The sequence below is a fragment of the Pseudomonas sp. NPDC089396 genome (assembly GCF_044749545.1).
Classification (GTDB): Bacteria; Pseudomonadota; Gammaproteobacteria; order Pseudomonadales; family Pseudomonadaceae; genus Aquipseudomonas.
In genome coordinates this window covers 32,953-49,628 of sequence record NZ_JBIVIC010000006.1, presented here as the reverse complement: position 1 = coordinate 49,628, position 16,676 = coordinate 32,953, and the positions used below count along the sequence as shown (strand labels likewise).

Genomic DNA, 16,676 nt, shown 5'->3' with positions numbered 1-16,676 from the left:
CCTGGAAAAAACCGCCATGATAGCCGACACAGACGTGTCTCGAACGCGCCGGAAGGCGACAAAACTATTCGTTCTAAGCGCAGTCACTACTCCTGAAGATCACGCATGAAGCGTTTTAGTGGCTTACACTGCGATAACCTCACCATTTGTTACAAAGGAATCGAACATGGGCATGATCAGTGAGTTCAAGGCCTTCGCGGTCAAAGGAAACGTCGTCGACATGGCGGTCGGTATCATCATCGGCGCGGCCTTCGGCAAGATTGTCTCCTCATTCGTCGGTGACGTGGTCATGCCACCCCTGGGGCTGCTGATCGGAGGCGTGGACTTCAGTGACCTGGCCATTACCTTGAAGGCAGCCGAAGGCGATGTACCCGCCGTGGTGGTGGCCTATGGCAAGTTCATCCAGACGATCATCGACTTCGTGATCGTGGCATTCGCCATCTTCATGGGGGTGAAAGCGATCAACAAGCTCAAGCGTGAAGAAGCCGTGGCGCCCAGCGTGCCGCCTGCGCCGACCCCGCAGGAAACACTGCTGACCGAGATTCGCGACCTGCTCAAGTCGCAGAACCAGAACCGGTTGCCCTGACGTGACGGGGGGCGCCTCGCGCCCCCAGTATCACCAGTAGTTTTCGACCGCCACCTGTCCTGGGCGCTTGCTCAGGCTCAGTTGCAAGTCGCGCGCCTTGAGCACCTTGCGCGTGTCGTCGATCATCTCGGGGTTACCGCAGAGCATGATCCGCGAATGCTCGGGCGACAGCTCCAGCCCCGCCGCTTTCTCCAGCTCGCCATTCTCGATCAGGGTGGTGATCCGCGCGCTCAAGGCGCCGGGGTGAGCTTCACGCGTCACCACCGGGATGAACTGCAGCTTGCCGGCAAACTCGGCCAGGTAGTCACGCTGCTCAAGCCCAGCGATGTCATCCACATACGCGAGCTCCTTCGCCTCGCGCACCGAATACACCAGCTTGATGTTGTCGAAGCGCTCCCAGGCCTCGAAGTCCTGCAGGATCGACATGAACGGCGCAATGCCGGTGCCGGTCGCCAACAGCCACAGGTCACGCCCGCCGACGAAGCGATCGAGGGTCAGGAAGCCGAACGCCTGGCGGTCGATCAGCAGTGTGTCGCCCTCGCCCAGTCGGCTCAGTTCGCTGGTGAACTCACCGCCCGGCACGACGATGGAGAAGAAATCGAGAAACTCGTCATGGGGTGCGCTGACCATCGAGTAGGCGCGCCAGACCACACTGCCATCCGCCTTGGTCACACCCAGCCGAGCGAACTGACCGGACCGAAAACGGAAGCCCGGGTCGCGGGTGACTCGCAGGCTGAACAGGTTGGGCGTCAACGGCTGGACGTCGAGCAGGGTCTGGCGGGTGAACTTGTCGGCGCTGGCGGTCATGTGGGGCTCCAAGAAATGCATGCGCCAAGTGTCGCGCAAAGCGGCCAGGATAAAAACCGCTGGAGTGTAAGGTCACAGAAAGTCGAACGTACGGTTCTCACAAAAACCGTGCGCTCTATAACAAAAAAACCCAACGCAATAGTCAGGCTTTTCCTACAATTGGCCGGTGTACAAAAAGTTTGGATCCCACCAGCGAGGGAGCGACAGATGCTTCTCTGGAATCACGAGCATCTCCATCAGTTGATGAGTGAACGTGCACCGCAGCGAATGTTCGACCTGGCAGTGCAGCTTGCACTGGGTCTAGACATGACATTCCTGGGCCTCAAGCTGCGCCTGCAACTCGCCGCTCAATCACCCAAGGTGTTTCTCTACAGCAACTATCCGCAGGAATGGATCGAGCGCTACCAGCACGATGAATTCTACAAACTGGATTCGGCGGCCAATTGTAGCCATACCTCGACCATGCCAGTGCTGTGGACCGACGACCTGTACCGCGAGGCCCCGCAATTTCGTGAGCTAGCCTGCGAGCACGGCTTGCGTCATGGCTGGACCCAATCGCTGCACGACCTGCAGCACAATGAAAGCCAGATCAGCATTGCCAGACCTGTGGGTGAGATCAGCACAGCCGAACTCTATGACAAGGCCGGCAAGGTGCAGTGGTTGTGCCACACCTTGCACGCGGTCATCAGCGAGCATCACCTGAACAAGTTATGCTCTCCCGTACCAAAGATGACCGAGCGCGAACTGGAAGTGCTGAGATGGTCCGCAGCGGGCAAGACCGCCGCCGATGTCGCCTGCATCCTCTCCCTGTCGCAAAGCACGGTGAACTTCCATATCCGCAGCGTCATCGCCAAGACCAATGCCTCCAACAAGGCGGGCGCCATCGCCATCGCCGCCCTGCGCGGGCTGATCTGACAGCCATTTCTGCGACCTTGCGCAAAGCCCTGTAGAATCGCGTACCCAAACCCGTGGCGATCCGCCGACGGGCAGATCCGTACCCGAGCCAGACGCCATGCCCCTGTTGACCACCCCCTACGCCGAACTCGACCTGATCCGCCAGCCGGACCAGGCCAACGACCCTCTGCAGGCTTTCGATGCCGCCGACGAGTACCTGCTCGAGCAGTTGCATGCGCAAGCGCCGGGGGCGGCGTGCCGGGTGCTGGTGCTCAACGACAGCTTTGGCGCCCTGGCCGCCAGCCTTGAAGGCCACCTGCCGGTGGTCAGCAGTGGCGACTCTCACCTGGCCCGCATGGCCCTGGAGAAGAACCTGGCGCGCAACGGCAAGGCGTTCGACAGCGTGCCGTTCGTACCGGCCAGCGAACACTGGCAAGGCCCCTTCGATCGGGTACTGGTTCGCGTGCCCAAGACCCTGGCCCTGCTCGAAGAACAGCTGATCCGCCTGCAAGGCCACCTGGCGCCCGGTGCGCAGGTGATTGCCGGGGCCATGATCAAGCACTTGCCACGGGCCGCAGGCGATCTGCTGGAGAAGTACATCGGCCCGGTCCAGGCCTCACTGGCGCTGAAAAAGGCACGCCTGCTGACCGCCACGCTGGCCGAACGCCCGGCCGCCGTCTCGCCCTACCCGAGCCGCTACCGCCTCGACTCGCCGGCCCTGGAACTGATCAACCACGCCAATGTGTTCTGCCGTGATGGCCTGGACATCGGCACCCGCGCTTTCCTCCCGCACCTGCCGCGAGACCTGGGCAATGCCCGCGTCGCGGACCTGGGTTGCGGCAACGGCGTGCTGGGTATCGCCAGTGCCCTGCTCAACCCGCAGGCCCACTACACCCTGGTGGACGAGTCGTACATGGCCGTGCAATCGGCGCAGGAAAACTGGCAGGCCGCGCTGGGTGAGCGGGAGGTGACGGTGCTGGCGGGCGATGGCCTGGCGGGGGTGGAGAAGCAGTCGCTGGACGTGGTGCTGTGCAACCCGCCGTTCCACCAGCAGCAGGTGGTCGGCGACTTCCTCGCCTGGCGCATGTTCCAGCAGGCGCGCGAGGCGCTGGTGGTGGGCGGTGCGCTGTATATCGTCGGTAACCGTCACCTGGGATACCACAGCAAACTGGCGCGGCTGTTCCGCGGGGTGGAGCAGGTGGCGGCGACGCCGAAGTTCGTGATTCTCAAAGCCCGCAAGTAGTCTTTGAGGGCCCTATCGCCGGCAAGCCGGCTCCCACAGGTACCCCACAAGGTTCAAGCATTGTGAGTTACCTGTGGGAGCCGGCTTGCCGGCGATAGGGCCACTGCAGAACAGCGTTAGTGTGTGGTCAATCCGGCCGCGCCCATGAACAGCCGCATCACATAGGCCGCCACTCCCAGGGCCGCCACGCTCATCGCCCAGATCAGCAGCAGCCAACCCAGTCGCTGCCACAGCGGTTTCTTCTCATCCAGGCCATGTTTGCCAGTCATCATGCGCCCTCCTCTAGTGATAGCCGTCTTCGTGGGTGACCTTGCCGCGGAACACGTAGTAGCTCCAGAAGGTATACCCAAGAATGAACGGCAGGATGAACAAGGTGCCCACCAGCATGAAGCCCTGGCTCTGCGGCGGTGCGGCCGCATCCCAGATCGAGATCGACGGTGGAATGATGTTCGGCCACAGGCTGATGCCCAAGCCACTGTAGCCAAGGAAGATCAGCACCAGGGTCAGCAGGAACGGCGTGTAATGGGCATTGCGCGCCACCGCCTTGAGCAGACCGTAGAAGGTCACCAGCACCAGGATAGGCACCGGCATGAACCAGATCAGGTTAGGCATGCTGAACCAGCGATCGGCGATCTGCGGGTAGGCGATCGGCGTCCACAGGCTGACGATGCCGATCACCACCAGTAGCACCAGGGCCAATGGCTTGGCCAGGTCATGCATCTGCTGCTGCAGCGGCCCTTCGGTCTTCATGATCAGCCAGGTGCAGCCCAACAAGGTGTAGGCCACGATCAGCCCCAGCCCGCTGAACAGGCTGAACGGCGTCAGCCAGTCGAGCGTGCCACCGGCGAAGTGGCGATCCACCACCTTGAAGCCCTCGATGAACGCGCCCAGGGCAACACCCTGGAAAAAGGTCGCGATCAGCGAGCCCCAGATGAACGCCTTGTTCCAGATATGGCGCTTGTGGGCCTTGGCCTTGAACCGGAACTCGAACGCCACGCCGCGGAAGATCAGGCCGATCAGCATGAGGATCAACGGCAGGTACAGCGCTTCGAGCACCACCGAATAGGCCATCGGGAAGGCGCCGAACAGGCCGGCCCCCCCGAGGATCAGCCAGGTTTCGTTGCCGTCCCACACGGGGGCGACGGTGTTCATCATTACATCGCGGTCCTGCTCGCCCTTGACGAAGGGGAACAGCATGCCGATGCCTAAGTCGAAGCCATCCATCACGACGTACATCATGACGCCGAAGATGATGATCACGGCCCAGATCAGCGGAAGGTCAATACCCATGACTCAGTTCTCCTTGCTCAGGCTGGGGGCCTTGGACTCGTGGCCATCATCGGCGGCGGACAACGGCCGTGCCGGTGTGCGTTTCTGGCCGGGACCGCCTGGCGTGTGCTCATCGCCCTCACCGGTTTTCGGCCCTTTGCGCACCAGGCGCATCATGTAGCCAAGGCCGGTCCCGAACAGGGCGAAGTACACCACCACGAACGCCACCAGGGTGAAGCCGAGCTGGGCGTAGCTATGGTTGGAAACCCCCTCTGAAGTGCGCATCAGGCCATACACCACCCAGGGCTGGCGGCCCACTTCGGTGGTGAACCAGCCGGCCAGGATGGCCACCAGGCCCGATGGCCCCATCCACAGGGTCAGGTACAGGAACGGACGCGAGCTGTACAAGGTGCCGCGCTTGCGCAGCCACAGGCTCCAGAGGCCGACGAAGATCATCAGCATGCCCAGCCCGACCATGACCCGGAACGACCAGAACACGATGGTCGAGTTGGGCCGGTCCTCAGGCGGGAATTCCTTCATCGCCGGCACCTGCTTGTCCAGGCTATGGGTGAGGATCAGGCTGCCGAGCACCGGAATCTCCAGCTTGAAGTGCGTGGTTTCGGCCTTCATGTCGGGGATGCCGAACAGGATCAGCGGGGTTGGCTCGCCGGGCACGTTCTCCCAGTGGCCTTCGATCGCGGCAATCTTCACCGGCTGGTGCTTGAGGGTATTGAGGCCGTGGAAGTCACCGATCACGGCCTGGACCGGGGCGACGATCAGGGCCATCCACATGGCCATCGACAGCATCTTGCGAATCGCCGGGTTGTCACGTCCGCGCAGCAGGTGCCAGGCGGCCGAGGCACCGACGAAGAAGGCCGTGGCGACGAACGCGGCCGTGGCCATGTGCATCAGGCGGTAGGGGAACGACGGGTTGAAGATCACCGCCAGCCAGTCCACCGGGACCACGCGGCCGTCGATGATTTCGTGGCCCTGCGGTGTCTGCATCCAGCTGTTGGAGGCCAGGATCCAGAAGGTCGACACCAGCGTCCCCAGCGCCACCATCACCGTGGCGAAGAAGTGCAGGCCGCGGCCTACGCGATTCCAGCCGAACAGCATGACGCCGAGGAAGCCGGCTTCGAGGAAGAAGGCAGTCAGTACTTCATAAGTGAGCAACGGCCCGGTGACGGCGCCGGCGAAGTCGGAGAAGCGACTCCAGTTGGTGCCGAACTGATAGGCCATGACCAGGCCAGAGACCACGCCCATGCCGAAGTTGACGGCGAAGATCTTCGACCAGAAGTGATAGAGGTCACGGTAGACCTGGTTGTGGCTCCTCAGCCAAAGGCCTTCGAGGACTGCCAGGTAGCTCGCCAAGCCAATGGTGATGGCTGGGAACAAGATGTGAAAGGACACGGTAAATGCAAACTGGATTCGGGCGAGATCTAGGGCCTCTAAACCGAACATAGTGCTTCCTCTTCAGATAATCCGGCGTCCGGGCGTATGGCCCTGGCGCCTACTGCCCCCACGTGTATCGAGTGCGGCGCGTTGGAATTGTTCTGTGCAATCGCAGGGAATCGGGCCCGAAGGCCAATCGTTAGATTTGGAACGATTGATCCAGATCAACGATTGCTAGGAAGCATAGTCCCGAATGGCCCGCCGAGACGTGTGGTTGATTGCCGCGTGACCCGTTGCCCCACCCCCCTGTTGCAACGGCTGAAAAAGTGCCGATCCCGGCAAACAGTAACGGTTTGTTACAAACAGATGATACGCTGCCGACCCCTCTACTGCGCCGAGGCCACAGGTTTCCGATGTCCGATTCCACACCGCAGTTGTTGCGCCAGCACCGCCCTTTCATGGCCTTCTGGCTGGCCCGGGTGTTCACCGCCAGCGGCTTCCAGATGCTCACCGTGGCGATTGGCTGGCACCTCTACCAACTGACCGGCAATGTGCTGGATCTGGGCTTGGTCGGCCTGGTCGAATTCGCCCCTCGGGTGCTGTTCATGCTGCACACCGGGCATGTCGCCGACCGCTATGACCGGCGCAAGGTAGCAGCCCTCTGCCAGACCCTGCAGGGGCTGATCGCGCTGGTGCTGGCAGTGGGCAGCGCCACCGACAACGTCAGCCGCGAGCTGATCTTTGGCCTGGCCTTCCTGCTCGGCGCGACCCGTTCGTTCGAGATGCCGGCGACCCAGGCCCTGCTGCCCAATGTGGTGCCGCCGGGGCTGTTTCCACGGGCGGTGGCGGCCTCGGCTTCGGCGACCCAGGCAGCCACCATCGTCGCCCCGGCGGTGGGCGGTTTTCTGTATGCCTTCGGCAGTATCTGGGTGTATGGCCCGACCGTGGCGCTGTACGCCATTGCCTGCGTGCTGATGCTGAGCCTGGACTCGCGCCAGCAAGTGCCCCAGCGTGGCCGCGCCAGCCTGGAGTCGCTGTTGGCCGGGATCCGCTTCATCCGCAGCCGGCCGGACATTCTCGGGGCGATTTCCCTCGACCTGTTCGCCGTGCTGCTGGGGGGCGCCACTGCGCTGCTGCCGGTGTTCGCCAAGGACATCCTGCTCACCGGCCCCTGGGGCCTGGGCCTGTTGCGCTCGGCACCGGCGGTGGGGGCATTGCTGATGTCGGTGTGGCTGGCGCGCTTCCCGGTCGAACGCAAGGTAGGCCGCACCATGTTCACCGCGGTCGCGGTTTTCGGCGTGGCGACCATCGGGTTTGGGCTGTCGACCTCGTTCTGGTTCTCGCTGGCGGTACTGGTGGTGCTGGGCGCGGCGGACATGATCAGCATGGTGATCCGCGGTGCCTTCGTGCAGTTGGAGACGCCGGATGAGATGCGGGGCCGGGTCAGCGCGGTGAATGGCTTGTTCATCGGTGCCTCGAACCAGCTTGGCGAGTTCGAATCCGGGGTCACGGCGCACTGGTTCGGGACGGTGCCGGCGGTGGTGCTGGGGGGTGTGGGCACGCTGGTGGTGACGGGGCTGTGGATAAAACTGTTCCCGAGCCTGGCCACGCGGGACCGGTTGCACAGTGGCTGATGGCCCTATCGCCGGCAAGCCGGCTCCCACAAGGAACCCCACAACGCTTGAATATTGTGGCGTACCTGTGGGAGCCGGCTTGCCGGCGATAGGGCCGGTACAGGCACGAAACAGCCCATTCCCCAACGGCCATAGGCCCCCGCCATCCATGCTGGTATGATGCGCGGCTTTTTTCCTCCCCACACAAAACCACGGCAACCGGTACGGTCTGTGCTTTGCTGATGGGGTCGATACATTCACGGCGCCGGGGGCGCCTTGGGGAGCGGGCATGCTGGAAAGGCTGTTTCAACTAAGAGCACACAACACCAATGTGCGCACCGAGATTCTTGCGGGCGTCACTACCTTCCTGGCCATGGCCTACATCCTGTTCGTCAACCCGAGCATCCTCGGCGAGACCGGCATGGACAAAGGTGCGATCTTCGTCGCCACCTGCCTGGCCGCGGCCATCGGCTCGACAACCATGGGCCTGATCGCCAACTACCCGATCGCCCTGGCGCCGGGCATGGGCCTGAACGCCTTCTTCACCTACACGGTGGTCCTGCACATGGGCCACACCTGGCAGGTGGCGCTGGGCGCGGTGTTCCTGTCGGCGGTGATGTTCTTCCTGCTGTCGATCTTCCGCATCCGCGAATGGATCGTGAACAGCATCCCGCTGCCCTTGCGCTCGGCCATCGCGGCCGGTATCGGCCTGTTCCTGGCGCTGATCGCCCTGCATAACGCAGGTATCGTCGTCGATAACCCGGCCACCCTGGTGGGCCTGGGCGACCTCAAGCAGCCGGCACCGATCCTCGCCACCCTGGGCTTCTTCCTGATCGTCGGCCTCGAGTCGCTGAAAGTGCGCGGTGCGGTGCTGATCGGCATCCTCGCCGTCACCGTCGCCTCGATCGCAATGGGCGTGACGCCGTTCGGCGGCATCGTCTCCATGCCGCCATCGCTGGCCCCGACTTTCCTCCAGCTGGACATCGCCGGTGCCCTGGACGTGGGCCTGGTGAGCGTGATCTTCGCCTTCCTGTTCGTCGACCTGTTCGACAACTCCGGCACCCTCATCGGTGTGGCCAAGCGCGCCGGCCTGATGGGCAAGGACGGCCACATGCCGAAAATGGGCCGTGCCCTGATCGCCGACAGCACCGCGGCCATGGCCGGCTCGCTGCTGGGCACCTCGACCACCACCAGCTACATCGAGTCGGCCGCAGGCGTGAGCGCCGGTGGCCGCACCGGCCTGACCGCCATCGTGGTCGCCGCGCTGTTCCTGCTGGCGCTGTTCTTCGCCCCGCTGGCCGGTAGCGTGCCGGCCTTCGCCACCGCTCCGGCGCTGCTGTTCGTCGCGGTGCTGATGGCCTCGGGCCTGGCCGAAATAAACTGGGACGACGTCACCGAAGCCGCGCCTGTGGTGGTGACTGCCCTGGCCATGCCGCTGACCTATTCGATCGCCAACGGCATCGCCTTCGGCTTCATTTCCTGGACCGCCGTCAAGCTGATCTCCGGCCGCCACCGCGACCTGAACCCGGCACTGGTGATCCTTTCCATCCTGTTCGTGATCAAGCTGGGCTGGTTCAACGCATGAGTGCCGTCTTCGACCCAAGCACCTACGACGCGCAATTGCAGGGCAAAGTGGCCCGCCTGCGCGAGCTGCTGGCCCCCTTCGGTGCACCGGAGCCGGCTGTTTTCGACTCGCCGCGCGAGCACTATCGCCTGCGCGCCGAGTTCCGCCTGTGGCGTGAAGACGGCCAGCGCCACTACGCGATGTTTGCCCCTGGCGAGAAACACAAGGCGATCCTGATCGACGATTTCCCGATCGCCAGCGAGCGCATCAACCAACTGATGCCGCGCCTGAAGGCGGCCTGGCAGGCCAGCGAGGAACTGAGCAATCGCCTGTTCCAGGTGGAGTTCCTCACCACCCTGGCCGGCGATGCGATGGTCACGATGTGCTACCACCGCCCGCTGGACGAAGCCTGGGAAGTGGCCGCGCGGCAGCTGGCCGAAGACCTGGGCGTCAGCCTGATCGGCCGTTCCAAGGGCAAGCGCCTGGTCATCGGCCGCGACTACGCCGTGGAGAAGCTCGACGTGGCTGGCCGGGTGTTCAGCTATCGCCAGCCGGAAGGCGCGTTCACCCAGCCCAACGGCGCGGTGAACCAGAAGATGCTGAGCTGGGCGTTCGAGGCCATCGGCGATCGCGACGACGACCTGCTGGAGCTGTACTGCGGCAACGGCAACTTCACCCTGCCGCTGGCCACCCGCGTGCGCCAGGTGCTGGCCACCGAGATCAGCAAGACCTCGGTCAATGCCGCCCTGAGCAACCTCGACGAGAACGCGGTGGACAACGTGCGCCTGGTGCGCCTGTCGGCCGAAGAGCTGACCCAGGCGCTGAACGAGGTTCGCCCGTTCCGCCGGCTGGAAGGCATCGACCTGAAAAGCTACGAGTTCGGCACGGTATTCGTCGACCCACCGCGTGCCGGCATGGACCCGGACACTTGCGAACTGACTCGCCGCTTCGAGCGTATCCTGTACATCTCGTGCAACCCCGAGACCCTGGCGCAGAACATCGCCCAGCTGCAAGATACTCACCGAATCGAACGCTGCGCGCTGTTCGACCAGTTCCCTTACACCCATCACATGGAAAGCGGGGTGCTGCTGGTTCGGCGCTGATCCGTGTTGCCGTGGGGCCTCGATGGCCCCATTGCACGCGGCCAGGAGAATTGATGGACCAGTTCAGTGCCATGCAAACCTTCCGCCGGGTCGTCGACCTCGGCAGCTTCAGCGCCGCCGCCAACCAGGCGGGCGTGTCGCACACCGTACTGTCCCGCCAGGTGAAGCACCTGGAACGCCACCTCGGCACGCAACTGCTCACCCGCACTACCCGCCGCCTGCACCTCACCGAAGCCGGTGCGCTGTTCTATCGCCACTGCGTGCAGATCCTCGAACAGATGCAGGCCATGACCCTGGAACTGTCCGAGCATCAGCAACAGCCGAGCGGCACGCTGCGCCTGGGTGTGGCCACGGCCTTTGGCGAGCTGGAACTGGGACGCTGGTTGCCAGACTTCATCGAGCGCCACCCGCTGTTGCAGATCGAACTCAACTGCAGCGATCGATTTGTCGACCTGCTGGAAGAGGAAATCGATGTCTGCCTGCGGGTCACCGACCACCTGCCGGACTCCAGCCTGGTGGCGCGCCGGCTGGCGAGCAGCGAGGTGCTACTGGTGGCCGCCCCGCGCTATGTCGAGCGCCACGGCATGCCCGCCACGCCCGAGGCACTGGCCAACCATCCCCTGCTCGGCTACAGCCAGCTGCTGCACCCGCAGCGCCTGCAACTGACGGGTGCCGGTGGCGAACAGCGCGGCATCCTCATGCCTCGGCGCCTGAGCGCAAACTCGCCGATGGCCCTGCGTGCTGCTGCCATCGGCGGGCTGGGCATCGCCAGTTTTGACCGTTTCATCGTGCACGATGCCCTGCAGGACGGGCGGCTGGTGCCGGTGCTGGAAAACTGGAAGCTGCCAGCGCGCAGCCTGTATGCGGTTTATCCACAGAGCCGATATCTGGCGCCCAAAGTGCGTGCGTTGCTGGATTACGTGCAGGGGTACTACGCGCAATCCAGATGGTGATTTGTGCTGAATACGCACAAGTCATGGATTCCTTGGCACGTATTTGTGCGCTGCTTGTTTGATTAGCCTTCGTTGCACCGCCATTCAACGAAGGAGCTCCACCATGAAAGCAGTACAGGCAATTGTTGCGGGCTTGATGCTCGGCACCCTGGTCATCGGCGTACATGCGGCGGATAAAACCATTGCGATCACCGACAGTGCGGCATTGAAGTGGCAGGACGTGCCCAATACCCAAGGCGCCGTCAGCTACGCCAATGTCGAAGGCGATATCTTCGGCAAGGGGCCTTACTCGGCCTACGTGAAGTTCAGGAAGGGCACCGACAACGGGCTGCACCAGCATAGCCAGACATTGCCGACGGTGGTTCTGGGGGGGACCTTCTATGCGGTGATCGATGGCAAGCGCACCGAATTTCCCGCGGGTTCTTATTACAAGCTGCCAGCCGACCTGGTGCATGAAAGCGGTTGTACAGCGGCAGCTGATTGTCTGTTGTTCCAGTATCAGGGCGATGCTTTCGACTTGAAACCTGTGAAAGGCTGAGATCCTGGGGCTGCTTTGCAGCCCTTTCGCGACACAAGGCCGCTCCTACAGATGATCTCGGTCGCCTGTAGGAGCGGCCTTGTGTCGCGAAAGGGCCGCAAAGCGGCCCCAGATTCCCCATCAGAAGTCGAAGAACACCGTCTCCCCTTCCCCCTGAATACGGATATCGAACCGATACGCCGTCTTCCCATCCACCTCGCAACGCTTGGCGATCAGCGTCTCCCGCCGTTGCGGCTGCTCGATCAGATTAAGCACCGGGCACTTGGCATTGGCCTGGGCCTCGTCATCGAAATACAACCGCGTATGCAGGTGAATGTTGATGCCCCGGGCAAACAGGCTGAGGTTGATGTGCGGCGCCATCGGCACACCCGCGGCATTCTTCACCACACCCGGCTTGACCGTATGCACGGTCCATTCGCCAGCATCGAAGGTCGTGGCGGTGCGGCCGAAGCTGTTGAAGGCGTTCTCCAGGTTGTAGGCATCCTGGTACTGGCCATCGGCATCGGCTTGCCAAATTTCCAGGAACGAATCACGCACCAGGTGGCCGTTGCCGTCATACACCTGGCCGATCAGCAGAATGTGCTCGCCCGGTGCGTCCGGCTTGGCCAGACGGTTCCAGATTTCCTGGTCGCGGGTCGGGTTGCCGGCGGCCTCCAGGGCCAGGCCGATGTGCACGTAGGGGCCGGCAGTCTGCGAGGGGGTTTCCGGCAGCAGTTCGATTGGCATGGCGGGGTCCTCAGCAGTTCTCGAAGTGGGTCTTGCGCTGGCCGCGCAGCACGATGTCGAAGCGGTACGCCAGGCAGTCCATAGGGTTGGCATTGCTCATGTCGAGCCTGGCAATCAGTTGCTGCACCGCTTCGGGGTTGGCGATCGACTTGACGATCGGGCACATCGGAATCAGCGGGTCACCTTCGAAGTACAGCTGGGTAATCAGTTTGGTGGCGATCGACGGGCCGCTGATGGCGAAGTGGATATGCGCCGGGCGCCAGTCGTTCGGGCCGTTGCGCCACGGGTATGGGCCGGGCTTGATGGTGCGGAAGCTGTAGTAGCCGTCGCGGTCGGTCAGGCAACGGCCGACACCGCCGAAGTTCGGGTCCAGCGGCGCCAGGTAGCGGTCGTTCTTGTGACGGTAGCGGCCACCGGCATTGGCCTGCCACATTTCCACCAGGGTGTTGGGCACCGGCTTGCCGTACTGGTCGACGACCCGGCCGGCGACGATGATGCGCTCACCGATCGGCAGGCCACCGTTGTTGAAGTTCAGCAACAGGTCATGGTCATGGGCACCGAATCCCAGATGGGTAAAGTCCGGCCCGGTGGTTTCGCTGATCGACTGCGGGATGCTGACCAGTGCCTGGCGCGGCGAGCGGGCAATCGAGGTCTTGTAGTCAGGCGTCAGGGCCTTGGGGTGCCAGTTGCGATCACGGATCACGAAGCGGCTGGTGTCCTGGGCGGGCATGCCGATTTCCTCTCTTGGAATTATCAGAACGCCTGGGTTTGGCAGGCGGACTTGCAGTTTCGGTTAGGTCGCGCGGGATGAATATTGAATTCAACCGCATCAGACATAACCAAATGGTTATGAATTAGTACCTTTGCCGAGGGTGAACTAATCTTTTACTTCCTGTTTCAAGCTCTGGAGAGCCCTCATGGAATGGCGAAAAGGCCGACGCAGCGACAACGTGGTCGATGCCCGCGGTGAAGGTGGCGGCGGTGGCGGCGGCATGCGCTTTGGCGGCGGCAAGGGGCTGGGGCTTGGGGCGATCCTGCTGATCGTCGGCATCGGCTGGCTCACCGGACAGGACCCCCTGCAGATCCTCGGCCAGCTCACCGGTCAGATGCAGCAGCAACAGCAGGCCCCGGCTGGCGTGGAGAACAAGGCACCGGCGGCCAACGACGAGCAGGCGCAGTTCGTCGCCTCGATCCTGGGCGACACCGAAGACACCTGGAAGGCCCTGTTCTCCCAGGCCGGCAAGCAATACCGCGACCCCAAGCTGGTGCTGTTCAGTGGCCAGGTGAATTCCGCCTGCGGCTTCGCTTCGGCGGCCGTGGGCCCGTTCTACTGCCCGGCGGACCAGCGGGTGTACCTGGACATGTCGTTCTTCCGTGAGATGGAAACCCGCTTCGCCGCCGCTGGCGATTTCGCCCAGGCCTACGTGATCGCCCACGAGATCGGCCACCACGTGCAGACCCTGCTCGGCGTGTCGGCCAAGGTCGACGCCGCGCGTCGCAATGGCCAGCGCATGGAAGGCGACAACGGCTTGCTGGTGCGCCAGGAGTTGCAGGCCGATTGCCTGGCCGGGGTCTGGGCCTTCCAGGCACAGCAACGCCTGAACTGGCTGGAGCCGGGTGATGTCGAGGAGGCACTGAATGCCGCCAATGCCATTGGCGATGACCGCCTGCAGCAGCAGGGCCGGGGGCGTGTGGTACCCGACTCGTTCACCCATGGCACTTCGCAGCAACGCGTGCGCTGGTTCAAGGCGGGGTTTGCCCAGGGTGAGGTGAACAGCTGCGATACCTTCAGTGCGCGCAGCCTTTGATATTGCCGGGGCCGCGCTGCGGCCCATTCGCGGGGCAAGCCCGCGAAAAGGCTAGTGAGCAAATCTCCTGAAAAAGCGTTTCAGCTTCCCTCCCTCTTGCCGATAACCCCTGCACGATTGAGCGGGCATCCAGAACAACAACGCCTCGCGATCGAAGATCAAGTGAGCGAAATTTTTCTGGAGAGCGTGCATGAACAGCTGGTTCGCCAATATCAGCGTCAACCTCAAACTCGGCCTGGGCTTCGGCCTGGTGCTGGTTCTCACCGGCCTGCTGGCCCTGGCCGGGTGGACCAGCCTGGGCAGCCTCATCGACCGTAGCAATTGGATGGGTGATATCGCCCAGCTCAACAAAGACCTGACCGACCTGCGAATAGCCCGCCTGCAGTACATGATCGCCAACGGCGACGAGGCTACCGCTGCCAATACCCAGGCCAAGCTCGATGCCTTCAGCAAGCAGCAGGCGTACCTGGCCAGCACCTTCAAGAGCCCGGACAACGTCGAGCTGCTCAAGGGGTTGGGGCAGACCATCAGCGAGTACAAGGTATCGCTGAACAAGATGCGTGCCGGCTACCAGAGTTCGCAAACCGCCCGCGACGCGATGAACCTGTCCGCCAGCAAGGCCGACGACGCCATGGATGCCCTGAGCCAGAACGTCATGTCGCGTGCCGAGGCCGACAGCGTGCGCCTGGCGCAGTACCAACTGATCAGCAAGACGCGCCAGCAACTGCTGCAGGTGCGCATCGACGTACGCGGCTACATCGCCGACAACAGCGCGGTCAACGAACAGGCGGCGCTGCGCCAGCTGGAAGCGGCGCTGGTGGAAATCGACGAGCTCAAGCGCCAGTTGCCGGCCGAGGCCACGCGTGTGCAGCAGTTCGAACAGTCGGTGCTGGCCTACCGTGACGCCGTGCGCCAGTTCCGCGATGCCGTCGCCGAAATCACTACGGCCCGTGCGGAAATGACCGTGCAAGGCGCCGATATCGTCAAGCGCAGCGATGCGCTGTACAAGATCCAGATTGAGCGCCGCGACGCCGAGAGTATCCAGGCCCGCAGCCTGCAGACCATCGCCACGCTGCTGGCCTTGCTGGCCGGTGTCCTGGCAGCCGTTCTGATCACCCGGCAGATCACCGGCCCGCTGCGCGAGACCTTGAAGGCGGTGGAGCGGATCGCCGGCGGCGACCTCACCCATGACCTGCGGGTTACCCGCCGCGACGAAATCGGCGTGCTGCAGCAAGGCATCGCGCGCATGGGCACGACCCTGCGCGATCTGATCAGCGGCATCCGCGATGGCGTCACCCAGATCGCCAGCGCCGCCGAAGAGCTGTCAGCGGTGACCGAGCAGACCAGTGCCGGCGCCAACAGCCAGAAGGTCGAGACCGACCAGGTCGCTACCGCGATGCACGAAATGGCCGCCACCGTTCAGGAAGTGGCGCGCAACGCCGAGCAGGCTTCGCACGCCGCCACCGGTGCCGACGACGAGGCCCGCGCGGGTGATCGTGTGGTCGGTGAAGCGATCAGCCAGATCGAACGCCTGGCCGAGGAAGTGCACCGTTCCACCGAAGCGATGAACCTGCTGCAGCAGGAAAGCCAGAAGATCGGCAGCGTCATGGATGTGATCAAGTCGGTGGCCGAACAGACCAACCTGCTGGCGCTCAATGCCGCGATCGAAGCGGCCCGCGCCGGCGAGGCCGGCCGTGGCTTTGCCGTGGTGGCCGACGAAGTGCGTGGCCTGGCCCAGCGTACCCAGAAGTCCACCGAGGAAATCGAGGAGCTGGTCGCCAGCCTGCAGCACGGCACCCAGCAAGTGGCCAACGCCATGCACGGCAGCCGCACCTTGACCGACAGCAGTGTGGAACTGGCGCGCAAGGCTGGGGCTTCGCTGGAGAGCATCACCGGTACGGTGTCGAGCATCCAATCGATGAACCAGCAGATCGCGGCGGCGGCCGAGCAGCAGAGCGCGGTGGCTGAAGAGATCAGCCGGAGCATTCTGAATGTGCGGGATGTGTCGGAGCAGACGGCGGCGGCCAGTGATGAGACGGCGGCGTCGAGCGTAGAGCTGGCGCGTTTGGGTGGGCAGTTGCAGATGTTGGTGAGTCAGTTCCGCGTTTGAGTTTCAGGTTCGGGCTGCTTTGCAGCCCATCGCCGGCAAGCCGGCTCCCACAGGTACAGCGCCAAGCTTG

Annotated in this window: 16 protein-coding genes and 1 pseudogene; 11 read left to right on the top strand and 6 right to left on the bottom strand. The window is 63.4% G+C overall.

The genetic code is table 11. The features are described 5' to 3' along the window. Positions 1-166 precede the first annotated feature (166 nt). Entirely contained in the window at positions 167-586 is a 420-nt protein-coding gene (gene mscL / locus ACIPZB_RS12625) for a large-conductance mechanosensitive channel protein MscL (RefSeq protein ID WP_400640461.1), read from the top strand. Between the two features lie 30 nt (positions 587-616). Here the strand turns inward: mscL and ACIPZB_RS12620 are convergent, their stop codons facing one another. Next, positions 617-1,393 carry a ferredoxin--NADP reductase gene (locus ACIPZB_RS12620; RefSeq protein ID WP_008094142.1) on the bottom strand — a complete coding sequence of 259 codons (777 nt, stop codon included), beginning with the start codon at positions 1,391-1,393 and terminating at the stop codon, positions 617-619. A 207-nt stretch (positions 1,394-1,600) separates the two neighbouring features. Here ACIPZB_RS12620 and ACIPZB_RS12615 point away from each other — a divergent pair, with 207 nt between their 5' ends. Together ACIPZB_RS12615 and ACIPZB_RS12610 are read left to right on the top strand one after the other, a co-directional pair. After that, entirely contained in the window at positions 1,601-2,308 is a 708-nt protein-coding gene (locus ACIPZB_RS12615; protein ID WP_400640460.1) for an autoinducer binding domain-containing protein, read from the top strand. A 97-nt stretch (positions 2,309-2,405) separates the two neighbouring features. After that, the gene (locus tag ACIPZB_RS12610; protein WP_400640459.1) at positions 2,406-3,530 is read left to right on the top strand and encodes a methyltransferase; all 1,125 of its coding nucleotides are present in this window, start codon (positions 2,406-2,408) and stop codon (positions 3,528-3,530) included. 116 nt (positions 3,531-3,646) lie between these two features. Here ACIPZB_RS12610 and ACIPZB_RS12605 read toward each other — a convergent pair whose 3' ends face one another. The 3 genes from ACIPZB_RS12605 to ACIPZB_RS12595 are packed head-to-tail and all read right to left on the bottom strand — an operon-like array spanning position 3,647 to position 6,260. Then, on the bottom strand, positions 3,647-3,802 hold the full coding sequence (locus ACIPZB_RS12605) for a DUF2474 domain-containing protein (protein WP_008094148.1): 156 nt from the start codon (positions 3,800-3,802) through the stop codon (positions 3,647-3,649). 10 nt (positions 3,803-3,812) lie between these two features. Further along, on the bottom strand, positions 3,813-4,820 hold the full coding sequence (gene cydB, locus ACIPZB_RS12600) for a cytochrome d ubiquinol oxidase subunit II (protein WP_008094149.1): 1,008 nt from the start codon (positions 4,818-4,820) through the stop codon (positions 3,813-3,815). Between the two features lie 3 nt (positions 4,821-4,823). Next, positions 4,824-6,260 (bottom strand): cytochrome ubiquinol oxidase subunit I, encoded by a 1,437-nt coding sequence (locus ACIPZB_RS12595; RefSeq protein ID WP_400640458.1) that lies wholly within the window; start codon positions 6,258-6,260, stop codon positions 4,824-4,826. Positions 6,261-6,604: 344 nt separating this feature from the next. On the opposite strand from ACIPZB_RS12595, the gene ACIPZB_RS12590 reads away from it, so the two are divergent. From ACIPZB_RS12590 to ACIPZB_RS12570, 5 genes are all read left to right on the top strand, one after another. Then, positions 6,605-7,825 carry an MFS transporter gene (locus ACIPZB_RS12590; RefSeq protein ID WP_400640457.1) on the top strand — a complete coding sequence of 407 codons (1,221 nt, stop codon included), beginning with the start codon at positions 6,605-6,607 and terminating at the stop codon, positions 7,823-7,825. 268 nt (positions 7,826-8,093) lie between these two features. Then, entirely contained in the window at positions 8,094-9,389 is a 1,296-nt protein-coding gene (locus ACIPZB_RS12585; RefSeq protein ID WP_008094156.1) for an NCS2 family permease, read from the top strand. Next, on the top strand, positions 9,386-10,471 hold the full coding sequence (trmA, locus tag ACIPZB_RS12580; protein WP_400640456.1) for a tRNA (uridine(54)-C5)-methyltransferase TrmA: 1,086 nt from the start codon (positions 9,386-9,388) through the stop codon (positions 10,469-10,471). Before ACIPZB_RS12585 ends, trmA begins: the two co-directional genes overlap by 4 nt. 53 nt (positions 10,472-10,524) lie before the next feature. After that, on the top strand, positions 10,525-11,424 hold the full coding sequence (locus ACIPZB_RS12575) for a LysR family transcriptional regulator (protein ID WP_400640455.1): 900 nt from the start codon (positions 10,525-10,527) through the stop codon (positions 11,422-11,424). Between the two features lie 103 nt (positions 11,425-11,527). Next, positions 11,528-11,962, top strand: a complete 435-nt coding sequence (locus ACIPZB_RS12570) for a cupin domain-containing protein (RefSeq protein ID WP_400640454.1) — start codon at positions 11,528-11,530, stop codon at positions 11,960-11,962. A 120-nt stretch (positions 11,963-12,082) separates the two neighbouring features. Here ACIPZB_RS12570 and pcaG read toward each other — a convergent pair whose 3' ends face one another. Both pcaG and pcaH read right to left on the bottom strand, forming a co-directional pair. After that, on the bottom strand, positions 12,083-12,688 hold the full coding sequence (gene pcaG, locus ACIPZB_RS12565) for a protocatechuate 3,4-dioxygenase subunit alpha (protein ID WP_400640453.1): 606 nt from the start codon (positions 12,686-12,688) through the stop codon (positions 12,083-12,085). A gap of 10 nt (positions 12,689-12,698) precedes the next feature. Next, a complete protein-coding gene (pcaH, locus tag ACIPZB_RS12560; protein WP_400640452.1) occupies positions 12,699-13,418 on the bottom strand; it encodes a protocatechuate 3,4-dioxygenase subunit beta in 720 nt (239 codons plus the stop codon). 187 nt (positions 13,419-13,605) lie between these two features. Here pcaH and ACIPZB_RS12555 point away from each other — a divergent pair, with 187 nt between their 5' ends. From ACIPZB_RS12555 to ACIPZB_RS12545, 3 genes and pseudogenes are all read left to right on the top strand, one after another. Continuing rightward, positions 13,606-14,496: a neutral zinc metallopeptidase gene (locus ACIPZB_RS12555; protein ID WP_008094166.1), complete on the top strand. Its 891-nt coding sequence runs from the start codon at positions 13,606-13,608 to the stop codon at positions 14,494-14,496. A gap of 190 nt (positions 14,497-14,686) precedes the next feature. Then, a pseudogene (locus ACIPZB_RS12550) lies at positions 14,687-15,751 on the top strand (methyl-accepting chemotaxis protein); the annotation flags it as partial. Next, entirely contained in the window at positions 15,743-16,606 is an 864-nt protein-coding gene (locus ACIPZB_RS12545; protein WP_400640928.1) for a methyl-accepting chemotaxis protein, read from the top strand. The pseudogene ACIPZB_RS12550 and the gene ACIPZB_RS12545, both read left to right, overlap by 9 nt. The last annotated feature ends 70 nt before the right edge of the window (positions 16,607-16,676 follow it).

Coding starts and splice junctions, on each gene's coding strand:
- ACIPZB_RS12570 (WP_400640454.1), top strand. CDS start 11,528: ATGAAAGCAGTACAGGCAATTGTTGCGGGCTTGATGCTCGGCACCCTG.
- cydB (WP_008094149.1), bottom strand. CDS start 4,820: ATGGGTATTGACCTTCCGCTGATCTGGGCCGTGATCATCATCTTCGGC.
- pcaH (WP_400640452.1), bottom strand. CDS start 13,418: ATGCCCGCCCAGGACACCAGCCGCTTCGTGATCCGTGATCGCAACTGG.
- ACIPZB_RS12575 (WP_400640455.1), top strand. CDS start 10,525: ATGGACCAGTTCAGTGCCATGCAAACCTTCCGCCGGGTCGTCGACCTC.
- ACIPZB_RS12605 (WP_008094148.1), bottom strand. CDS start 3,802: ATGATGACTGGCAAACATGGCCTGGATGAGAAGAAACCGCTGTGGCAG.
- ACIPZB_RS12590 (WP_400640457.1), top strand. CDS start 6,605: ATGTCCGATTCCACACCGCAGTTGTTGCGCCAGCACCGCCCTTTCATG.
- ACIPZB_RS12620 (WP_008094142.1), bottom strand. CDS start 1,393: ATGACCGCCAGCGCCGACAAGTTCACCCGCCAGACCCTGCTCGACGTC.
- ACIPZB_RS12610 (WP_400640459.1), top strand. CDS start 2,406: ATGCCCCTGTTGACCACCCCCTACGCCGAACTCGACCTGATCCGCCAG.
- ACIPZB_RS12615 (WP_400640460.1), top strand. CDS start 1,601: ATGCTTCTCTGGAATCACGAGCATCTCCATCAGTTGATGAGTGAACGT.
- ACIPZB_RS12585 (WP_008094156.1), top strand. CDS start 8,094: ATGCTGGAAAGGCTGTTTCAACTAAGAGCACACAACACCAATGTGCGC.
- mscL (WP_400640461.1), top strand. CDS start 167: ATGGGCATGATCAGTGAGTTCAAGGCCTTCGCGGTCAAAGGAAACGTC.
- ACIPZB_RS12595 (WP_400640458.1), bottom strand. CDS start 6,260: ATGTTCGGTTTAGAGGCCCTAGATCTCGCCCGAATCCAGTTTGCATTT.
- ACIPZB_RS12545 (WP_400640928.1), top strand. CDS start 15,743: ATGGGCACGACCCTGCGCGATCTGATCAGCGGCATCCGCGATGGCGTC.
- pcaG (WP_400640453.1), bottom strand. CDS start 12,688: ATGCCAATCGAACTGCTGCCGGAAACCCCCTCGCAGACTGCCGGCCCC.
- trmA (WP_400640456.1), top strand. CDS start 9,386: ATGAGTGCCGTCTTCGACCCAAGCACCTACGACGCGCAATTGCAGGGC.
- ACIPZB_RS12555 (WP_008094166.1), top strand. CDS start 13,606: ATGGAATGGCGAAAAGGCCGACGCAGCGACAACGTGGTCGATGCCCGC.